This is a genomic window from Enterococcus saigonensis, from assembly GCF_011397115.1.
Classification (GTDB): Bacteria; Bacillota; Bacilli; order Lactobacillales; family Enterococcaceae; genus Enterococcus_C; species Enterococcus_C saigonensis.
Genome location: NZ_AP022822.1, coordinates 759,821 through 780,802, shown reverse-complemented (window position 1 = coordinate 780,802; position 20,982 = coordinate 759,821). Strand labels below are relative to the sequence as shown.

Annotated in this window: 11 protein-coding genes and 2 pseudogenes; all 13 read right to left on the bottom strand. The window is 35.2% G+C overall.

Annotation, left to right across the window (positions count from 1 at the left end; all coding sequences use genetic code 11):
- Positions 1 to 94: 94 nt before the first annotated feature.
- A pseudogene (locus EsVE80_RS03595) lies at positions 95 to 8,087 on the bottom strand (DEAD/DEAH box helicase family protein); the annotation flags it as partial.
- A 9-nt stretch (positions 8,088 to 8,096) separates the two neighbouring features.
- Complete coding sequence (locus tag EsVE80_RS03590; protein WP_197090290.1) at positions 8,097 to 9,044, bottom strand: DNA cytosine methyltransferase; 948 nt, start codon at positions 9,042 to 9,044, stop codon at positions 8,097 to 8,099.
- A 55-nt stretch (positions 9,045 to 9,099) separates the two neighbouring features.
- Positions 9,100 to 10,806, bottom strand: a complete 1,707-nt coding sequence (locus tag EsVE80_RS03585; protein WP_081528329.1) for a DNA topoisomerase 3 — start codon at positions 10,804 to 10,806, stop codon at positions 9,100 to 9,102.
- A gap of 91 nt (positions 10,807 to 10,897) precedes the next feature.
- Complete coding sequence (locus EsVE80_RS03580) at positions 10,898 to 12,505, bottom strand: CD1107 family mobile element protein (protein WP_173102496.1); 1,608 nt, start codon at positions 12,503 to 12,505, stop codon at positions 10,898 to 10,900.
- Entirely contained in the window at positions 12,483 to 12,713 is a 231-nt protein-coding gene (locus EsVE80_RS03575; protein ID WP_001901812.1) for a hypothetical protein, read from the bottom strand. Before EsVE80_RS03575 ends, EsVE80_RS03580 begins: the two co-directional genes overlap by 23 nt.
- A 15-nt stretch (positions 12,714 to 12,728) precedes the next feature.
- The gene (locus EsVE80_RS03570) at positions 12,729 to 14,810 is read right to left on the bottom strand and encodes a CHAP domain-containing protein (RefSeq protein WP_081528327.1); all 2,082 of its coding nucleotides are present in this window, start codon (positions 14,808 to 14,810) and stop codon (positions 12,729 to 12,731) included.
- Positions 14,811 to 14,816: 6 nt separating this feature from the next.
- The gene (locus EsVE80_RS03565; RefSeq protein WP_001901813.1) at positions 14,817 to 17,249 is read right to left on the bottom strand and encodes a VirB4-like conjugal transfer ATPase, CD1110 family; all 2,433 of its coding nucleotides are present in this window, start codon (positions 17,247 to 17,249) and stop codon (positions 14,817 to 14,819) included.
- The gene (locus EsVE80_RS03560) at positions 17,152 to 17,550 is read right to left on the bottom strand and encodes a PrgI family protein (RefSeq protein ID WP_000542588.1); all 399 of its coding nucleotides are present in this window, start codon (positions 17,548 to 17,550) and stop codon (positions 17,152 to 17,154) included. Before EsVE80_RS03560 ends, EsVE80_RS03565 begins: the two co-directional genes overlap by 98 nt.
- 3 nt (positions 17,551 to 17,553) lie before the next feature.
- Entirely contained in the window at positions 17,554 to 17,820 is a 267-nt protein-coding gene (locus EsVE80_RS03555; protein ID WP_000573637.1) for a hypothetical protein, read from the bottom strand.
- Between the two features lie 12 nt (positions 17,821 to 17,832).
- Positions 17,833 to 18,696: a VirB6/TrbL-like conjugal transfer protein, CD1112 family gene (locus EsVE80_RS03550; RefSeq protein ID WP_081528326.1), complete on the bottom strand. Its 864-nt coding sequence runs from the start codon at positions 18,694 to 18,696 to the stop codon at positions 17,833 to 17,835.
- A 12-nt stretch (positions 18,697 to 18,708) separates the two neighbouring features.
- A pseudogene (locus tag EsVE80_RS03545) lies at positions 18,709 to 18,792 on the bottom strand (Maff2 family mobile element protein); the annotation flags it as partial.
- A 90-nt stretch (positions 18,793 to 18,882) separates the two neighbouring features.
- Positions 18,883 to 20,547, bottom strand: coding sequence for a recombinase family protein (locus EsVE80_RS03540; RefSeq protein WP_456298501.1), 1,665 nt, complete (start codon positions 20,545 to 20,547; stop codon positions 18,883 to 18,885).
- A gap of 6 nt (positions 20,548 to 20,553) precedes the next feature.
- Positions 20,554 to 20,751, bottom strand: a complete 198-nt coding sequence (locus EsVE80_RS03535) for a hypothetical protein (protein WP_173102494.1) — start codon at positions 20,749 to 20,751, stop codon at positions 20,554 to 20,556.
- Between the last annotated feature and the right edge of the window lie 231 nt (positions 20,752 to 20,982).

Below are 20,982 nucleotides of genomic sequence, written 5' to 3'. Positions count from 1 at the left end.
CCAAAGTCTCCATATTCCATTTCTTGTTTTAGAAATTCCAATGCCTTTTCTTCACTTCCAAGGTCTTTGAGATAATCAATCTTTGTGATTGATTCTCCATTGATATATTGAGTAGCTGTAAAATCTTCTAAGCTAATTTCATATTGGATTTCATGCTTTTCATCTGGTGTAGTAGTATATGCAATTCCAATATGAGCAAGGTCAGGAAATAGATTATTAAAATTCTCATAGGTATAACTATCATCTTCATATTCCCTTTTGCAAAAATCTACAATAGCCCTCTTTACATCTTCAAGTAATGGATTAGGATTTTCTTTTTCTTCTACTTCTCCCATATCAAGTAGCTTGTTTAATTCTGTAAGCCTTAATACTTTTGTCTTTAGTTCATCTGCTTTTTCAAAAGGCTTTATTACTTCTTCTTTTGCATTTTCCAGTTGTTCCTTTGTGCTAACGAGTTTTTCTTCAAGACGATTTAACCTTTCAGGTATTTTATCAATAGCATTGTCTAATCTTGTAATATTACCATCTGAACTTGTACCAAGCTCTCCTGAATGGTTTGTAGCACCTTTTAAAGTGAAATTATGCTCATTGGTGAAGAAGTTATAGCTTACCTCTAAATCCATATTTCGATACTGTCCGATAACCTTACTTTCATTAAGTTTTACAGTTTTAATCGCTTCTAAAAGCTTTTCTCCAGCTATCTTTTTATCTCGAATTATCTCGCCATTAATCGTGATAGAAGTGAATTTATTTTCACCACTTCCTTGTGGTTCAACATTTTCTATATCTCTTTTCACTGCTTCAATTAGCTTTTCTGTTCTTGCAATTTCTTCCGGGTAGGTTTTCACCACCTTGTCCTCTAATCTGTAACGGTTGGACTTATAGTTTGCTTCCAACATTTTAAGTTTTGTAACTTCATTATCTAAATCCATCTTTTCTTTTATCTTTGGATCACCAGTAGCAAGTGCTTTAATCTCAGCATAGTTCAAACTACTTTCATCTACATCTTCTGCAACACGAACAGGTGTCTTTGAAGTCATAATCTGTGAAATAAATTTCTGCTTATTCTCTATTGTCTGCCACAAGTAGCTGTCAAATGTATTCTCTGTAACATAACGATAGATACTAACTTCCTTATTTTCATTGCCTTGGCGAACAATTCTACCACTTCTCTGCTCAAGGTCAGCAGGTCTCCATGGTACATCTAAATCGTGCATTGCAATTAGTTTATTTTGCACATTTGTACCAGCACCCATTTTCTGAGTAGAACCCATTAAAATACGAATTTCTCCATTTCTTACCTTTGCAAAGAGTTCATCTTTTTGCTTATCAGTATTGGCTTCATGTATAAAGGCAATTTCTTCCTTTCGTATTCCTAAATCTACAAGTTTATCCCTAATATCATCATAGATATTAAAGCTGCCATCACCTTTAGGTGTAGACATATCTGAAAATAGAAGTTGTGTTGATTTTTCTTCTTTTGTCTTATCCCAAATAGAAAATACATTTTTAACACATACATTAACCTTTGAGTTTTCATCATCTGGAAGTAAAGGATTGATTAAACGCTGATCTAAGGCAAGTTTCTTACCATCATTAGTAATCTTAAGCATATTATCTTCTTCAGGCTCTACGGACTTATTACGCACCTTATCAGCCCTTTCAGACAAGCTCTTTAGTATTTCTTTTTGTTCTTCACTTGGCTCAGTCTTAATGACCTTAAAATGAGCTTCTGGAACAGGAAGATTGAGCATATCTGCAGTTTGAATATCCGCTACTTCCTTAAACATACTCATAAGCTCAGGTAGGTTATAAAACTTAGAGAAACGAGTCTTCACTCTGTAGCCTGTTCCCTCTGGAGATAACTCGAAAGCAGATTGTGTTTCTCCAAAGGTTGATGCCCATGAATCAAAATGCTCTAATCCATTCTTTTTTAAAGTGTCGTACTGTAAATATCTTTGCATAGTATAAAGCTCTGTCATTGAATTCGATACTGGAGTACCTGTAGCAAATACAATTCCTTTGCCACCAGTCATTTCATCCATGTATCGACATTTCATAAACATATCCGATGATTTAAAAGCTTCAGATTGCCCAATACCTGCAACATTTCTCATTTTTGTATAAAGATATAGGTTCTTATAATTATGAGCTTCATCAACAATCAGCTTATCTACGCCAAGCTCTTCAAAAGTAATAACATCATCCTTTTTGAAATCATCATTTAACTTTTCAAGTCTTGTTTCTAGTTTTTTTCTGGTCTTTTGAAGCTCTTTTACTGTAAAATTTTGATTTCTGTCATGCTTATACTCTTCTACATAATTGATAATCTCATCAATCTGGTCTTGAATGTGCTTTTGTTGATATTCCTTAGACATTGGAATTTTTTCAAACTGACTATGCCCAATAATAACTGCATCATATTCACCTGTTGCAATTTTCCCTATAAATCTCTTTCGATTCTTTGGCTCAAAGTCTTTTTTATCAGCCACCATAATATTAGCTGATGGGTATAGTTGCATAAATTCACGACCAATTTGCCCTGTAAGATGATTTGGCACAACAAATAATGACTTAGTACACATTCCAAGTTTCTTTGCTTCCATTGAGCTTGCCACCATTTCAAAAGTCTTGCCGGCTCCTACTACATGGGCAAGCAAGCTATTACCACCATAAAGTATTCTTGCAATTGCGTTCTTTTGATGTGGGCGAAGCGAAATATCTGTACTCATTCCATCAAAACTTAAATTAGATCCGTCATATTCTCGATTACGAATAGAATTAAATTTTTCATTATAGGCTTTTACAAGTCTATTTCTTCTATCCTGATCGTTAAATATCCAATTCTTAAACTCTTCTTTTATAAGCTCTTGTTTCTGTCCTGCAAGCATAGTTTCTTTTTTATTTAGTACCGAAGTCTTTGAACCATCTAGATTAATAATTTGGTCAAACACCTTTGTTTCTTTTAGGTTTAAAGCATCTTCAATAAGCTTATAGGCACTTACTCTGTTTGTGCCATAAGTCATTTCTGCTAGGTCATTTCCCCTGTCTTTGCTCTTACCCTCAACATTCCATTCACTGGTTAAATGTGAAAATTTGACTTTAATATCCCATCTTGCATATCCTGGAGTTTTTAATGTTTCAAATATGAATCTTTCAATATCTTTAGGTGGAATCCATGTTGCACCAAGCCTTACATTGATTTCACTGGCTTCAAGTTCTTTTGGCATTACTCTTTGAAGTTCTGCTTTTTGATATTCCAGTCTGCTTAGTTCGTTTACAAGTGTTTCCCTTTCGTTTTCACTTTCTTCTGAAAGTATTCGTTCTGCTTGTCGCAACCTATTGATATAGCTATCTACAACACCTATTTTTTCTCTAATATTTCCACTTAAGTATTCATCTTTCGTTACATAGGTATACTTAAAGGAGTTAGTTTCATCGCTACAAGCAAATGGTAAATCCCCATCTCCCAAGTCAAAAGAAAGCTTCTGATTAAAACTAACATTCTCTTCCCTAATGTTTAAAAAGATTTCTCCTCTAAGTTCTTCTATAAGAGTGTTTCTATCCTTATCCGTTAGATTTGTCATGTAATCAAAATCTACATAACCTTTTTGTGAAATAGATAGTACCAATGCTTCAAGTGAAGAATCCACATGGTCAATAACTTTCGCTTTTGTGATAGTTCGTTTAGAAAAAATATCGCCTTTTGCCTTGAAGTTTTCTTCTTCATCAAGTATCTCGATAGAAGATACCAGTGGGAAGTTACTATCCTCTCTTAAAGCTCTGGTGTTACTTAAATTATTAACAAAACCATGTTTCTTAGAAAAGTTATCATAAACAGCGTTTAATTTATCCTGAGACTCTTTAATTTCAGCTTCACTAAAATCTTCTTTTTGCTTGTATATTACATCCTTTAGTGCGTCATTTAATTCGAGATAATCCTTAATCTTTTCCTTGTTTTTGTCCGATACTTCTTTCTTAACAAAAAGTGAATTTTCCCTGTAATATACCTCCTCATCTATGATTGCGTAGGAAAAGTTTTTTACATCATCTGTTGCTGGGATTGCTGTTACTTCATCATCTAATAACTCTATCTCTTCATACTTCGCATCTTTTGATATTCTTTCACCTGCAGCTTCAATACGATCTTTTAAAGAAGACGTATTTATTTCATGAGGTAAAAATGCTATTGGCTCACAAGTAAGAGTTTTTCCAAATCTTCCACTTACTTCTCTCATGTTTCCAAGAACTTGTTCTGGATGGTCTACAAAATATTTATTATATACAAGACCATTTTCATCTTCCGCTAAATGAACCCAGTCATCATCACGCTCAAGTACACTATCTCTTTTCTTCAGGAATATAATATCTGAAGTTACTTCTGTACCGGCAACACCCTTAAAGGTATCGTTAGGAAGTCTTATTGCACCTAAAAATTCTGCTCTTGCATTTATATATTTACGGATACTTTCGTCTTTCTTATCCATAGTTCCAGATGATGTGACAAATGCTATAACACCACCATTTCTCACCTTATCAATAGATTTAGCAAAGAAATAGTCATGAATTAGAAAGTTATTACGATTGTATTCCCTATCATTAACCTTAAATTCGCCAAACGGAACATTACCAATTGCTACATCAAAGAAGTTATTTGAAAAACTTGTCTCTTCAAAGCCTTTAACTTGCACATCACTTTCAGGATAAAGAAGTTTTGCAATTCTACCACTAACAGAATCAAGCTCAATGCCATAAAACTTTGACTTGCTCATTTCATCTGGAAGATTACCGATAAAATTACCTACGCCCATCGATGGTTCTAAAATATTTCCATTCTTAAATCCCATTTCTGAAAGTGTCTTATATACTCCATCAATTATAATTTTAGGCGTATAAAAAGCTGTTAATGTAGATTCCTTAGCAGTCTCATATTCTGGTAATGTTAAGTTTTCTTTTAAGAAAGCTCTTGCTTCTTTCCATTGACCGTCTTTACTTTCATCAAAGACATCAGATAGTCCACCCCAACCTACATATTTTGCTAAAACTTCCTGAGCTGTAATATCAAGCTCTAGTTCTCCGCTCTCCACTCTGTTAAGCATAGAGATTGCTTCAAGATTATTGTTTAACCTCTCACTTGGCGACAACTTTTCAGGTAGTGTTTCTTTTGTGATTTTAAAGTTTGAAGCTTTTGTCTTTTCACTAATTCTTGTTGTTTCTTCTAAACCGAAAAGTCTATCTAAATCGCTATCTTGTCTGTAGGCAATAACTTCTGAACCTGTAATCATTCCGCCAAGATATTCCACATTATCCTTTATGGTTACTGTCTTTAGACCCTTTCCCGTGTCATCAAATCTTGTAATGGTAAAGTCCTTATTCTTATATTGAACTTCATCTCCAACCATAAGTTTTGGTCTATCAAAAGAGATTTTTTCTAAAAGCTCCTTATCATCAGCAAAACTCACAATCGGCATCATAAAGTTACCTTTTCTAAGTGGTGCAAGTCTTAAATCATTCTTTTGTAAAATGTTATTAAAAGTAATCTCTGAATCAATCCTATATGCTTCGTGATCCATATATACAGTTTTTCCGATGGATAAATCAAGGGGCTTTTCATTGATATTATCTACATTACTATCCGCTTGGTTTAGATAATCAAAAAGTGTTTCCTGCCTTGTTTGTGGCTCTTTCATTTGCGTATTTTCAGCTTCTTTTTCATCTAAAGCATATTCAGAAATTTCAAGAGCCTTATATTTTCCGCTATCAATGAGCTTATCGACTTTCGTACTTTCCTTAAAAGTAGTGCCACGATGAAGTGGATACTCTATTCTTTCAACTTTCACTTTTCTTCCAGTCTCTTCAAGGCTGATGGCAAAGCTATCTTGTTTACTTGCAAGTATAAATTCATTGCCGACTTTAACTGCTACTTTCTCATTCTGATTGTTATATGCGTAATCTTTAAGACTATCAACAAACTCACTCATCGTAACAAAGTCAATGTTATCCTTAAATTCTTCAATTTGACTTATGCTTACTTCATCATTCATTAGATAACCTTTAAGCACATTAAACTTAGCAAGTTCAATGTCTAACTCTTTCAGATATTTTATCTTTTCTGATGTAACACCATCCAGACCTTTGTTCCAATCATCAATAAGCCATTTTAAATGTTCCATCTTCCATACAGGAAGTTTAGGATCTGCAATCTCAGTAATTTCATTTCCATAAAAGTCATACTCTTTTATAGCACTCATAATCTGTTCTAATTGTTCAAAATTAAAATCATCAATCCCAATGTTTGTTCCTTGAAGAGCTTCTTCTAATTTACTAGTGGCAAGTCTGCTAATTGCAACATCTCTTGGGACTTCGTATTCTTCCATAATAGAGCCAACTTCTTCAGCAAAATTAGGACTTAATTCTTCTTCAAATTCATCTGTTATTTTACTGGTAGCTTCTTTAGGAATTACCTCATTTTCAAAACTAAGTTCTCCATTAAATACCATTTGAAGTTCATGTTCATCCATCTGCTTTTTTAATTCTCTGTCTTTAAGCTCTCTAAAAGTCTTTGGGAAATCTTCTAAAATAAGTCTTTGAGCATTTAGTTCTTCAAGCTCACGGATGTTAAAATATCCCCACTCTGGTTCAATTCCTAAAGCAAGACCAAATGCATCTCCTGTTTCCCTATCATATTCCGTCATATACCATGTCCAATTGCTTCTAAATGGAATGATATATGCTGCATGAACCTGAGTATCTGCCAGATCAGTGTGTTCTTGGTCATAAAGTTTTGGAACACGCTCAAGCATTTCATCAGTCATTAAATTGTATGGATCTTCTTTAGAATAGAAAAAGGAAGCATTTTCTGCTCCCTCGTTTGTTTTTTCAATGCTATTTTCTAAGCTTCCACTATTTCCTTGATTGTCATCTCTTTCAAGGCTGAAATCATTGCCTTGTATTTTGGATTCGTTTCGCTCTCTATTTTCCAAGCTTCCATCATATTCGGCTTTTCCTTCCTCATAAAGTCTATGGCTCTCTTTTGAACTTCCATCAAGTGTTTCACTAGGCTCTTCTCTTTGTAAAGGTCTATTAGCATTTGATAGTGTTTCTCCTCGCTGCTCTCTGTTAGAAAGTCCAATCTCATCACTGCGTAAATTGGATTCGGAAATTCTTCCATGAATTTCTTCTCTTCCTCCAGTTTGTTCAAAGTCTTCTCCTTGATTATCAAAATTATCTCGTCTGTATTCTCCAGCTCTGAAAATTCGGTTTCCGTCATTATCATCTCTTTCGTCATTTGATCGAATAGCATTCGCCATACCTCCTAATTCTTTATTATTTTCATTAAGCTTATTATAATCGGCACCTATACTCTTTGTCAGGTCTCTACCCACAGATAAATTTCTTGTTCTAACCATCGTAGCTTCAATAATATTGCTACAAGCATTGGAAATACAGTTACCAACACTCATTAAAGAAATTCTATCTAGGTACTTAAAATTTTCTTGTAAGTTATCCATTGGAATATGATAATCCAGATTAAATCTATTTGAAATTGCAAAGCTAATAGAATTTCTCATAAAATTTATAAATGAGTTTCTATCTTCATCAGCAATCCTCAGATTATTTGCAAGCTCATATATGCTTTCATCTGCGTATATTCTGCTAAGAGAATATAGATTCTCTGATAGGTTTTCACTTGAATCATACCCTTGCAGCTCAATCATATCTTTTAATGCATTTTCATGCTTTTCTCTATCAAAAGACCATAGTTCCACTTCATTAACATTTCTATCCATCGATACCGTCTGACTAATATCGAAGATATATCCTACCTTTTGGAAAGCATTACTGTCATTTAGAATAGGTATCCCTTTTTGCCCTCTCATAACAGTTCGATTAAATCTTTCTCTCCACATATCAAAGCTTGCACAAGCAGTTGCATTGGGATTTTTATCATAGATACTAAGTTGACTTAAAAAGTCATATCTTTGATTATTTCCAATGACCTTTAAGAGTTTTAGATATTCTCTTTCACTATCTAAAACATCTCTTTTTACAAGCTCAATTATGTTGTAAAAATCATTCGTCCTCATCTTTACCTCCTAGTTCTTCAAAATTTCTCTTAATATTGCTTCTAACACATTCACGACAATGCTATTTCCAGCTTGTTTATATAGTATTGACGATAATTTCCCTTTTCTTCCTGGATAAATAGCTTTTAGCCTATTAAAGTTTTCATCATCAAATCCCATAAGTCTAAAACACTCTCGCTCAGTTAAATATCTATATTTACCATTACTTAAATCAATAATTCCTGAGTTAGGAATACGCACTTGCTTGGTGGAAATGGTGTAGGCAAACTTATCTATCACTTTAAGTCTTCCTCTAAAATTATTATTCTTAGGTTTTCCTCTTATATATCGAAGCATTGACTCTTGCCTTACTTCATAAAGATTTGAAGCGTCTTTCTCAAGAAATTCAGATATATCCCTTGCTTGTGTTTTTTCGAGCTTGGCAAAATCAAAAGAATTATTCCCCAAGATGCTTACAACAAAGATACGCTCTCTTTTCTGTGGTATTCCAAACTCCATAGCATTTAGAATTTCATATTTGTTCTCATATCCTAGTCTCTCCATTTCTTTTAAGTAATGAAAAAAGGAAGTTCTCAAATTTCTATCGAGAACTCCCTTTACATTTTCCCAAAGCACAACCTTGGGCTTTATATTCATTTCTTCTATTATTCGTATTGTTTCAAAAAGAAGACTACTTCTTGTACCGCTACCTTTTGTGCCACCTTTCTTTAAGCCACTTCGACTAAAATCTTGACATGGACTACCATGCATTAGTAAATCTATTTTTTCATCTGGCGGATGATAATCTACTATACTCTTAGGCTCAAATTCTTCGCCATAAAGTGCATTATAACTTTTAACACAATTCTTATCTATCTCTACATAATCCACCGTCTTATGAGATATTTTTTGCCTTATTAAAGCTTTTCTAATGGCACCTATACCACCAAACAGTTCTAATACATTTAGCTCATCTATTTTAATCACCTCCAATAAAATAAGGGAACAAGATTAGCTCTCATTCCCCCAAAAATTATTTACGATATATCCCTACTGTTTCTCTTATTTCATTCTCAATACATTTTAAGAAATCATCCTTATTCGCCTTTCCATTAGCAATATCAGATAGTTTCATTTCCCATTCAGCAGTAGTTTCTGCCGATTTAAGAGTATCTGAAACAATAGTCACCAAACTAATTCCTTTATTGGTTGCAATTAGATTCTTTTTATCTCTTTCGATAAAACCTTTGAAAATCAAGTTTTCAATAATACCTGCACGAGTTGCCGGTGTACCAAGTCCTTTTCTTTCTACCTCAATGCCTTTTTCTAAGGCGTCATTACCCGCTACTTCCATAGCCTTTAAAAGTGTATCTTCCGTAAAATGCTTAGGTGGTGATGTATATTTCTCTTTTACTTCTTTATTTCTTATCTCAAATACTTCGCCTACCTTTACACCTGGTAGTAATGTATCTTCAGTTTTCTTAGTTTTATATTCTTTTAAATACTTAGTGAATCCCTCATCAATAATCACTTTGCCACTACTACTAAATTCAAAACCATCAAACTCAGCAACAATTTTTGTAGTATTTTCTACTAAAGGGTATCCAACACTTGCGTGAAGTTTATTTGTTATAAGTCTATATACCTTTGCTTCACTTTCTGGAAGAGTTGAAATATCTTCTTTTAATGAGCTGATTGTTGGTATAATCGCATGGTGATCCGTAACTTTTTTAGAATTAAACACTATCTTAATTCTTTCAGTATCAAAGTCATTCTTGCCTAAGATATTATTAATGACGCTTGTAATCATATCTTCAGTCAGGCATCTACTATCAGTTCTTGGATATGTTATAAACTTCTTCTCATAAAGACTTTGAGCATAATCAAGTGTCTGTTTCGCACTATATCCAAAATACTTGTTGCATTCTCTTTGAAGTGTTGTAAGGTCAAAAGGTAACTCAGGTTTTGTTATCTTTTCTTTTTGAAAGACATCAGTAATTTCTATGGAATTACCTACTAAATTGATAAGCTGCTCTGTGGTAGTCTTGTCATCAATTCTGTCTGTAGAAAGTGAAAATTTATCTAAAGAAAGCTCAACTGTATAATATTTTTCTTTCTTGAAATTACTGATTTCATCATCCCTATTTACAATCATTGCAAGTGTAGGTGTTTGTACTCTTCCCACACTATAATTTTGCTTATACAGGCAAGAATAAAGCCTACTAATATTCATCCCGACTAGCCAATCTGCAATCGCTCTTGCCTTGGCGGATTCAAATAAATCATCGTAGTAACTTCCATCTTTTAAGTTATTGAAACCATCTTTAATTGCACTATCTTCCATTGATGAAATCCAAAGTCGTTTCATCTTCTTTTTACAATTTGCTTGATTATAGACAAGTCTAAAAATGCTTTCTCCTTCACGACCAGCATCACAAGCATTTATTACATTCTCTATTTCTTTATCATTCAATAGTTTCTTCAAGACACTAAATTGTTTCTTAGTAGATTTTGAAACCTCATACTTATACTCACTTGGAACAATCGGTAAATCTTCCATATTCCACTTAGCATACTTTTCATCATAGCTATCGGGATTTGCCATCTGAATCAGATGACCTACGCACCATGATACCCTATATCCACTTCCCTCATAGTATCCATCTTTCTTTTTTGTAGCTCCTATCACCTTTGCAATTGATATAGCTACACTTGGTTTTTCTGCAATAACTAAATCCATATTATCTCCAATCTTTCAAATAAAATAAGGCGAAAGATAATACTCCCTCGCCTTTAACTTGCACCCAAAATCATATAATTTATGATGCATTTTATTCTTCATCTTCTTCGATTTCTTCAACCTCTATTTCTGATGTTTCTTCACTTTCATCAGCTTCTGAGAAAAAATCATCGTCATCATCTTCTAATGCTTCAAGTTCTTCATTCTCTTTCTTTTTAACAACCTTAAAGTAATAACCTGCACCTAATGCTCCAGCTACTACAAGAATCAGAATTAAGTATGTTCCCATATTACTACTTTCATATTTTTTCACTGGTTTAGGCTCTTCTTTTATTTGATCTTCCTTTACAATCTCCTTTTGTGTTTCTTTCTTTTCAACCATATTTAACAAATCATCTTCTGAAACTTCTGTTAAAAGCATTACATTCTCGCTATCTTCATCATGATTAATGATTAGATGAAAAGTCTTTCCATTTTTAGTTGTAAAAGTTACAAACTGTCTTGCGTCTGCTGAATACATATCCGTAGACTTATTATCTTTACCATCGTTGTGGTGAATTGGATAATCTTTGTTTGCATTATCCTTATTCTCTGTAACGGTTCCTCTTGCTTTTGACGGTGCTGACGCTACTCCTTTATTGGTATTTGCTGACTTGCTTGTTCCATCCATAGAAGACGTATCTCCATTACTTGAAGTTTGTTTAGGTGTTAGCTTATTCGGATAACGTATTTCCTGTCTCTCCTCTTTTTTATCCGACTTAGTTTCTACCTTATTTTCTATTTTAGATGTTGGCGTTGAAGCATTACCAGAAGCATCGCTACCTTTTCCTGTATTTATAGGTGTGCTTGGAATAAATTTGCTAAAAGATTCGTTATTTTTCGGTACTGGATTTGAGATAGTTGAATTAGAATTAGTCCCTATCTTATTCATAGAATTGAGCTTTTCCTGTAGTTCCTTAGTCTTCTTTTCTAACTCTTCAATAGATTTTTTAAGCTCAATATTTTCTTTCGATGAATCAACAGAGTCCTTGTCCTTTTTGATTTTCTTTTCCAAAGCTTCAATTTCATCTTCAAGATTTTTGATTTTATCTTTTTGCTTATCACTTAACTTATCTTTATCCTTAAGTTCCTTGCTAAGATTATCTACCTTTTCTTTTAAGTCCTTAGACTCCTTATCCATCTTATCTAAATCATTTTTAGTAATATCAGTTTGAGTTGATGAATCTTTCTTAGGCTCTTCTGTTTGAGTGGCTTTATCCTGTTTTGCTTCATCAGACTTCTTTTCTTTATCTTTATCATTTTCAGTCTGAGTTGCTTCATCTTTTACAATCTTTTCTACCTTACGGATAATCTCATCTTTCCCATCGCCTTTTACTCCATAATAAAGAAAATCATCAATGAATTTCATATCGTCAGGTAACATTGGCAAATCACCACTATCAAGGATTTGTCCTTTATCTGCCTTTACAACTTCTTCCTTAAATACTTTCTCGTCTGAAAATACATACTTAATCTTTACTTCAAATTTCTCTTCCGTTTCTGCAAGAGCTTCAATCGGATTAAGCATTGAAAGTACAGTTCCATCTTTTGCAAATACAATCTGCTTATTTACAGTCATCACACCTATAATTGAAACCAAAAGTAACGCTGCTCCAATAAGTGCGGCCAATACTTTCTTATTCTTCAATTTGCTTTTCATTACTATATTTCTCCTTTTCTTTTTTCTCTTTGAACATCTTCACTAATTCTTCAAGAGTGATATTGTTCTCTCTACAAATCACTACATACTCCTGGTCTAATAGTTCATCTTTACGAATAAATAAAGGCTCTAAATCTTTATCGATCTGAACCTTCTTATCTAATAACTTTTGAATTTTTTTATTAACAGTATTCAGTTCCCTATTCACATTTTCCACTCCCTTCTATCTTTGTACGTTTGGTGGAAATCCAAATCCTACTGGATGGTGTTTACAGAATGTTGCAATCCAATCATCTAAGGTTGTTACCCTAACTACTCCGATATTATCCATTACCTTACCATCACCAATATAAATTCCGACATGACCATAAGTAAGTCCGGCTTGTCCACCACTACTGCTACTTTCAACTGCTACAAGCATTCCTACTTTTAACTTTGATCTATCAGAAGTAAATGTATGGTTTCGGTACATATCATTAGCATTACCTCCGATATATCCAAGACCTGCATTTTGATAAACCTGAGAAACCCACATTGCACACCAACCTGCTCCAGGTGATGGAGTAATATATGCTGCATTTACAATTTTCTTTTGAACATCAGACGATGCTTCGTATTCTTTTCCTCCACCTATGCCACCATTTGCAGTAATGAGATTCGTGTTGCCAAACATTTCGCCCATATTCCCCTGTGCAAGGAATAGTGCTTCATAATGCTTTAAATTGTCTGGATACTTAACGAAGACTTCTCGAACCACGCTATCCATTTCTCTTTTACTTAAAGTAACAATGAGCTTTCTATACTCATAAGGTTCTTCATGGCTCTCGGTATATTCGTTCCCCTCTTCATCAGTGTAAGTTCCAGTTACAGTCTTATACCTTATCTCTATTTCCTCTTTATAATCGACATGGTACATAGTCTTAAATAAGTCATCTAAAATATTACTAACTTCAGATAAACTCTTTACTTCACCATATCTTGAAGTGATATAGGATAAAAGTTCATGAACATTATGACCAATATCTCCATTTTTTCTTACGATATATTCATCGTATCTGGGATTATTCTTTTCTACATTTTCAAGCTCGCTATATAAGTCATTCTCCTTGTTTGAAAAACTTTGGTTAATCTCAGTTAAAACATTTGGTCTTGATAAATATGATGTTGTTAAAACACTGCTCGTAGAATTAGCAAATCCACCCATTGTCATGCTTGCAAAGTTAAATACAAAAGTTCCAAAAATAATTATGGCAGCTACTACTATTGCTGCCACTTTTGCTTTTCTTATGATGAAGTCTTTAGATACCTTGAATGTATCCATCAGTGTCTTTTTAACTCTATCTCTAATTCTTGTCTTCTTTTGTTTATAGATAGCTGACTTCATCTGTTTCTTCTTTTGAAACTTCTTATAAGCATTTGCTTTTTTATATTGGTCGGTCTTCTCAACCTCGTCCATGCTCTTTCTAAACTCAAGCTTGGACTTTCTACTTTTGATTTTCCTATTGCTCTTTTCTAAATCATATATCTTCTTACTTTTTCTCTTATCCGAATAATTTTTTACGCCATGAATAAGTTTAGAGGAACTTCCTAAGCCTTTTTCAGCAGCTTCAACAGATGCATTTTCATCACTACCAGATGATAGATAAGCACTTGTAACCTCACCAAGTTTTGCGGCTCCAATCACACTTCCACCGACTAAGGTTTCTTTGTTATACCTTTTATAAAGCTGATTTTTCTTTTCCCTATCTCTGATGACTTCTTTACCAGTTTTAGAAGCTTTAGTGTTATCTTCCTTTTTCTTATCCATCTCTTTTCTTGTAAAGAGCTTATCAGAATAGTTCTTTCTTTTAAGTGACCTTTTCTGCTTTTCATGAAGTTTGGATTTTTTATTACCTAAAGGCTCATATGATACATCGCTATCTCTAAAATCATTATCATATCTATCAATAACACCATCACCATCTTGGTCTTTTGCTAAAGGATCATAGATACGATTTTCTTTAACCTCTGTTTGATAATCTGACTTGGCTACTTCGGCTTGAAAACTGTTACTTCGAATATTTCTTTTTATAGCATTTTTGCTCTTGTTACTTGTTTCTATTTCACTAGTAATATCCGTTCTTTTACTTATCTTCTCATGAATTTTATCTTGAAACCTGTTTTCTTCTTTAACTACCTTATCCCTGTAATCATCTCCAGTTTTTCTTTTATAATCTAGGACATCATCTGTTTCAGATTTTGTGATGATTTTCTCTTCTCTTGCCCTTAACTTTTCATTCAAATCTCGCTTTCTTTTTTTACTCATAAGACGCTACCTCACTTCTTCAGGTTTTGTAGTCATCTTTTGATATAGGATTGTGTCTTTAGGGAAGTTATCTACAAATGGAACAATGGTGTTTCCAAAGAAAATCAAACCTTCACCTGCTCTTGAATTGGTAACGAATTTTTCCTGATCCTTTGAGATTTTAAGCTTTACAACAAGCCAATCTCTATCACCTGTTGCTTGATTAAGCATTAGAATAAAATCCGTATTGTCAAAAATATTTTCAATTTCTTTACTTGCAAGTAGATCTTTGACATTTTGTGTAATTCCTGTTGGAATGCCGCCCCATTTTCTAAATCTCTTCCAAATTTCAACAGAATACTGAGAAGTTTGCTCGTCTTTTAAAAGCAAGTGAAACTCGTCAATGTAGTATCTTGTGCTTTTTCCTGTGTTTCTATTTTGCGACACCTTATTCCACACCTGATCTTGAATAACAAGCATTCCTATCTTTTTAAGCTGTGTTCCAAGTTCTTTAATATCAAAGCAAATGAGCTGCTTGTTTAAGTCAACATTTGACCTGTGATTAAAGACATTAAGACTTCCTGAAACATAGATTTCCATTTCTGTTGCAAGTTTCTTTCCCACCTTTTCTTCTTGCCCTCTTAACATATTGTAAAGGTCTTGAAGTATAGGCATATTCTCTGGAACTGGATTTTCAAAATATTTCTCGTAAATCTTAGGTAAGCACCTATCTATAACAGACTTTTCTTCTGCTGTAAGTCCACTACCACCAACCACAAGTTCAAGCATAGACATAATAAAATTTGCCTTATCCTTAAGTGGTGCATCTCCATCTCCATAATTCATATTTATATCTAGGGGATTAAGATAGTCTTTACTCTTTGCACTAACCTTTATGACTTCTCCCTTAAACTGTTTAACAAGATTGCCATATTCACCCTCTGGATCACAGATAATGACATCATCATCGGTTGTAAGAATAGCATTTGCCATTTCACGCTTTGCAGAAAATGACTTACCAGAACCAGGCGTACCTAAAATTAAGCCATTTGGATTTTTAAGCATTTTTCTATCAGCCATAATAAGATTATGGCTTAAGGCATTTAATCCATAGTACAAGCTATTTGATGAGTTTATGAAAAGCTCCTCTGTTGTAAATGGTAAAAAGACTGCTGTAGATGATGAGGTTAACCCTCTATCTATTTCAATCTTATTTACGCCAAGAGGTAATACACTGATAAAACCTTGTTCTTGACTATGATCTAAGCGTTTAATCTTACAATTATGCTTACTTGCAATAGATGAAATCTGAGAAATAGTCGTATCTAGCTTTTGTACTGTCTTTGCAAAATTCATAAAGACAATCGTTACGATAAACATACGCTCATCTCTTGTCTGAAGGTCTTTTAAAAGCATCTTGATATTATCACCATAGGTAATTAAATCACTTGGCAATATGTCCATGTCATAGCCACTTCTAACTGCCTTTTTATTTTCCTCAATCTTCATCTTATCAATATCTGTATTTTTTCTTTTCACCATCTTAATCGCTTCTGTCTGTTCAACTGCCTTGATATGAAAAGAAATATTGATGTTATCATCTATATCTAAAAATTCTGCAAGCATTCTATCCGACAGCTCGCTTGCAAGTATTTGAAGATGACTAACAGCTCCAATATATTTTCCAAACTTAAAATACTTACTTGGTACAAAATTAAAAGAATCTGGTGCAATAACAGTCTTTGTACTTTCTCTTGGTTTTAAGTCTTTATAGGAAAAAGAAAAGAGCTTATCTGGATTTAAAATATCATGCAATACCTTTAATCTTTCTTCTCCAGTTAAGCCCTCAGCACGAACTCCCATACTCTTTAGATTTGATAATATATCAATCTCAAGTCGCTCAAGTTTTGCAGTCGCTTGCTCCAAACTATCCGCTTCAACTCCAAAGGTGATATACTTCGATTTCTTTAAACCATTATTTCCCTTTGCAAGCTGACTTTTTAACATCTCACGAAACTCTAATCGAATATCATCATAACCATCATTTTTATCCGGTATCTGAATAGCTGCTTTTAATTCATTATTTCTTCCAAGCTGATTGATATATGAAAACTCAATATCTACACTTGGATCAAAAGAGTTTAAGACATTCGCAAATTGATTGAAAATCAAATCCTTATCTTCTTCTAAGGCAAGCTGATAGTTTATATCCTGAAATGCAATACACTTATTATAGTGCTTTTCATCAAGCTGGCATATTCCACTTTTTAGCATTCTCAGATAAGGTATTGTGTCTTCAACAGTATATCTCTTAGGCTCTTTCTTAAATATTAAGTCGATTAGAGAAGCTTTTTTCTTCTGCTTAGTCAGCTTTTCTTTTTTCAGGTTTCTTTTGTTTTCCTTTAATACCTTTTGATTTTTTTCTAATTGAATTTGCTGTAATTTTCTTTTCTTGTTCAAGGTAAACCTCCTTTCTCACTCGCTTCTGTGGTTGATAAAACTTGTGTAGATATATGTGCTTAAAATATTTCTCAAAGGTAAGTCCATCTTTTTCAAATAGTGTTACAAAGAAGATTGGAAGCGTTGATACAATTAAAAACAGTATCGCTATATCATTTGGCATAAACTTTCTCATAAATAAATAGACTGGTATACCAACCAGTCCAGCAAGTGTAAATCCAATTAATTGTCTTCTTGTAAGGTTAAAGGCTACCTTTGTTTTTACCTTTTTTAAATCTTTGGGAATTGGTACATAGCCCATAGCTTACCTCCCATCTTCTTTTTCCTTTGAAAATGCTTCAAAATGTTCATAGCATGAAGCAACTTCATTTCTCATCTCTTCTAATTCTGACTCAATGAATGCATTTTTCTGCTCTTGATAACAAAGAATAGATTTCACATCATCTCTTGTACTTTTTACTTCATCTTCTAAATTCTTTAATTTGTTCCTGTTAAAAATCGAGATAGCAAATGCTCCAATTCCTACTGCAATAATTGAAACAGGAAACAACTTTTTCTTTACTTCTATCATTAAAAATCCTCCTTAATGTGCGTTTAATACACTCTTTGCAAGCGTTCCACTCTTTAGCATCATTAGACCAAGAAGTAATGCATAGCCTAATATCATAAAGGTACTTGCATGAATGTCCGTTATCTTTATCGTCTTTACTAAAACTGCATAAATACCCAAGCATATAATCAAGAATAAGCCTTGAAGCCCAATAGCAAATAGACCTTTGATATAGTTTGTTCCAATTTGTCCCCACTCCTTATTTCCCATAGTGGCAAATGGAATTGCTGAAACTGAACAGTAAACATATATCTCAAACATTCTGCCATAGACAACTAGCATTATGACTACCGACATAACCTGTATTGCAACTTTAACAAGCGAGGTTTCAAAGAGTATCATCACCAGTTCTCCAAGTCCTTTGTCTTTTAATCCCTCAACCATCTGAACAATTTGATCACCTGAAACGGCAGCAGAAGTATTGATTACTCCTGCCGCCTGATTTACAAGGTGTTGTGCAACATCAAATACTGCCATTGAGAATGTAAAGGCATGAGATACTAGCCATACCGCTATCCACATCTTTATCATGTATTTAAAAAACTCAAAGGTATCTGTATCGTGCATATTATTCTTTTGCATAACCATATTTATCAGTTCAATACATAAAACTGCTGTAATGATTAAACCTGCAATTGGAATAATGACACTATCATTGATACTCTTAATAAAGTTAAATACCTCTGAGTTCCATCCCATTGGTGTCTTGCCTATATCGGTTGCTACTGCTCCGACTTTATCATTAATGTCGATAAACATTGACTCAAGATTTGCTTGGATACCTCCGAGAAGAAGCTCTTTAAAAAATTCCTCTATCTTATCGAAAATACCAAACATAAGCTACTCTCCTTACTTCAATACATTTGAAAGTAATGGGATTAGTTTTAAGCCGATTAGAACGATGCCTCCACCAGCCATTAGCTGTTTTATCCCCAATTAGGTGTAAAACTCTGCTCGATGGCGGGCGGCGGCGTACAAAAAATCTATATGGTGTTTTTAAGAGAACCGTCCCGGTAGGACAGGTCAGGCAGTGACCTGTTCCACCTCTGGGATGGGTTTGAGATTAAAATGAATTTCGATAGAAATGTGTCTTGTTTTATCTTCGTCAATGCGCTCATGCACGACGATTTCTTTGATTAAGCGGTTAAGGGTGGCTGCGTCCAGCTCTGTGATGTTGGCATATTCCTGAATGGCTTCCACCCATTGTTTTGCGTCATTGGCAAGCTGGGCTTCATCGGACAGCCGCTTCCTGCCCTCGGACACTTTTGCTTTAAGCTCCGTCTGCTCGGTCTGTGTCTTTTCCAGCATGGTGTTGAAATTCTGCTCACTGATACGCCCTGCAATCATATCCTCATAAAGCCGCATGACCATTTTATCCAGAACCTCAATCCGTTCCTCGTCCCTTGTAAGGGAGCGTTCCATTGCTTCCCGCTGTTCCCGCTGCTCGGCTTCACAGGTATTAGTCAGGCGGTCGGCAACCGCTTTCCCGTCCATCAGGGCAGCTCTGGCACATTCCCTGATTTTCCGCAGCACATGGCTGCAAAGGGTGTCATAGTCAATCCGGTGCTGGGTGCAGTGGTTCTTTCCAAAGGCATTGTAGGTCTTGCAGGAATAAATCTGCTGGGGATGTTTTGCGTTTGTGTAGCGTATCGTCAGCGACTTCCCACACTCGCCGCATTTTATCAATCCGGCAAACAGGCTGATTTCATTGGTCTGCCCCGGACGCTGGCGGGATTTCAGCTTGTTCTGCACAATGTCAAAGCTCATGCGGTCAATCAGCGGTTCATGCTGTCCCTCCACCACAATCCAGTCCTCCGGCTTCTTTTCCCCAATCGTGCCGATTTTGAAACGGTAGTCTTTTTTCTGGGAAGCAATCGCCCCGGTGTAGACGGGATTCATCAAAAGGTCTTTGATAACGGAGAAGTCCCACATATACCGTCCTTTTTCTGGGTCTTTCTTTTCCCATTTGGTGCGGGTATTGCGAAGCCCCCGTTCCCGGTTCCACCATGTGGGGCAGGGGATTTTTTCTTCCTCCAGCCGTCTGCGGATATAGTTCGGACCATGACCGTTCAGGGCATATCCGAAAATCAGTCGCACAATCGGGGCGGTTTCCTCGTCAATGAGCAGATGGTTTTTGTCCTCCGGGTCTTTCCGATACCCAAACGGGGCAAGACACCCGGTAAACTGTCCTTTCTGCGCTTTCAGAAGATAAGAGGAATGGACTTTCTTGGAAATATCCTTGCTGTACATCTCGTTCAGGATATTCTTGAACGGGGCAATATCGTTGTTATCCCGCAGGGTGTCGATACCGTCATTCATGGCGATATAGCGGACACCGTTTCTTGGGAAAAAGTCCTCAATCAAATGCCCGGTTTGCAGATAGTTCCGCCCCAGTCGGCTGAGGTCTTTCGTGATGACAAGGTTGATTTGCCTGCGCTCAATGGCTCTCAACATTCTCTGTAAATCAGGACGCTCCATATTAAGACCTGTGAAGCCATCGTCCTGATAGACTGCCACAACCTCCCATCCCTGCTTTTCGCAGTATTTTTCCAGCATATCACGCTGGTTTGCGATACTGGCACTTTCGCCTTGCAGGTCATCGTCCTTTGACAGCCTGCAATAGACCGCTGCACGATACCCTCCGGCAAGTGCCGAACCGATTGTTCTGTATTCCATTTCGTTCATCATAGCCATTTACCCACACAATCCAGACGGTATCTGGCTCTTTTGAACCTCATCTTCATTATAGCTCATATCTTTCCTTTTAGCAAGATATTCTTTCGTATTTGTCTTACCGTATTTCTGGGAAATCAGGCTGACGAACACATCGGTTGCGTCCAGCTCCCCGTCAAACATCGTTGTAACATGAATCTCTGTTTTGTTTTTTGCCATAGGCAGTTATCCTCCATACATGAAAATAGCCAGACAGAGGGTGTCGGCAACGAAGTCCGGCAACGGGCTTCAAAAGACCTTGCAAACAATCTCAATCTGGCGATGGTTACTATTTATACTTTTCTTTTATTTTTCTGTTGTTTTGGTTGTCATAGGGGAGAAAAGCCGATAGTTTCGGGATTTTCCCCGGCAACCGGCTCGGCAACGGGATAGCAACAGGGGGTGCAACGG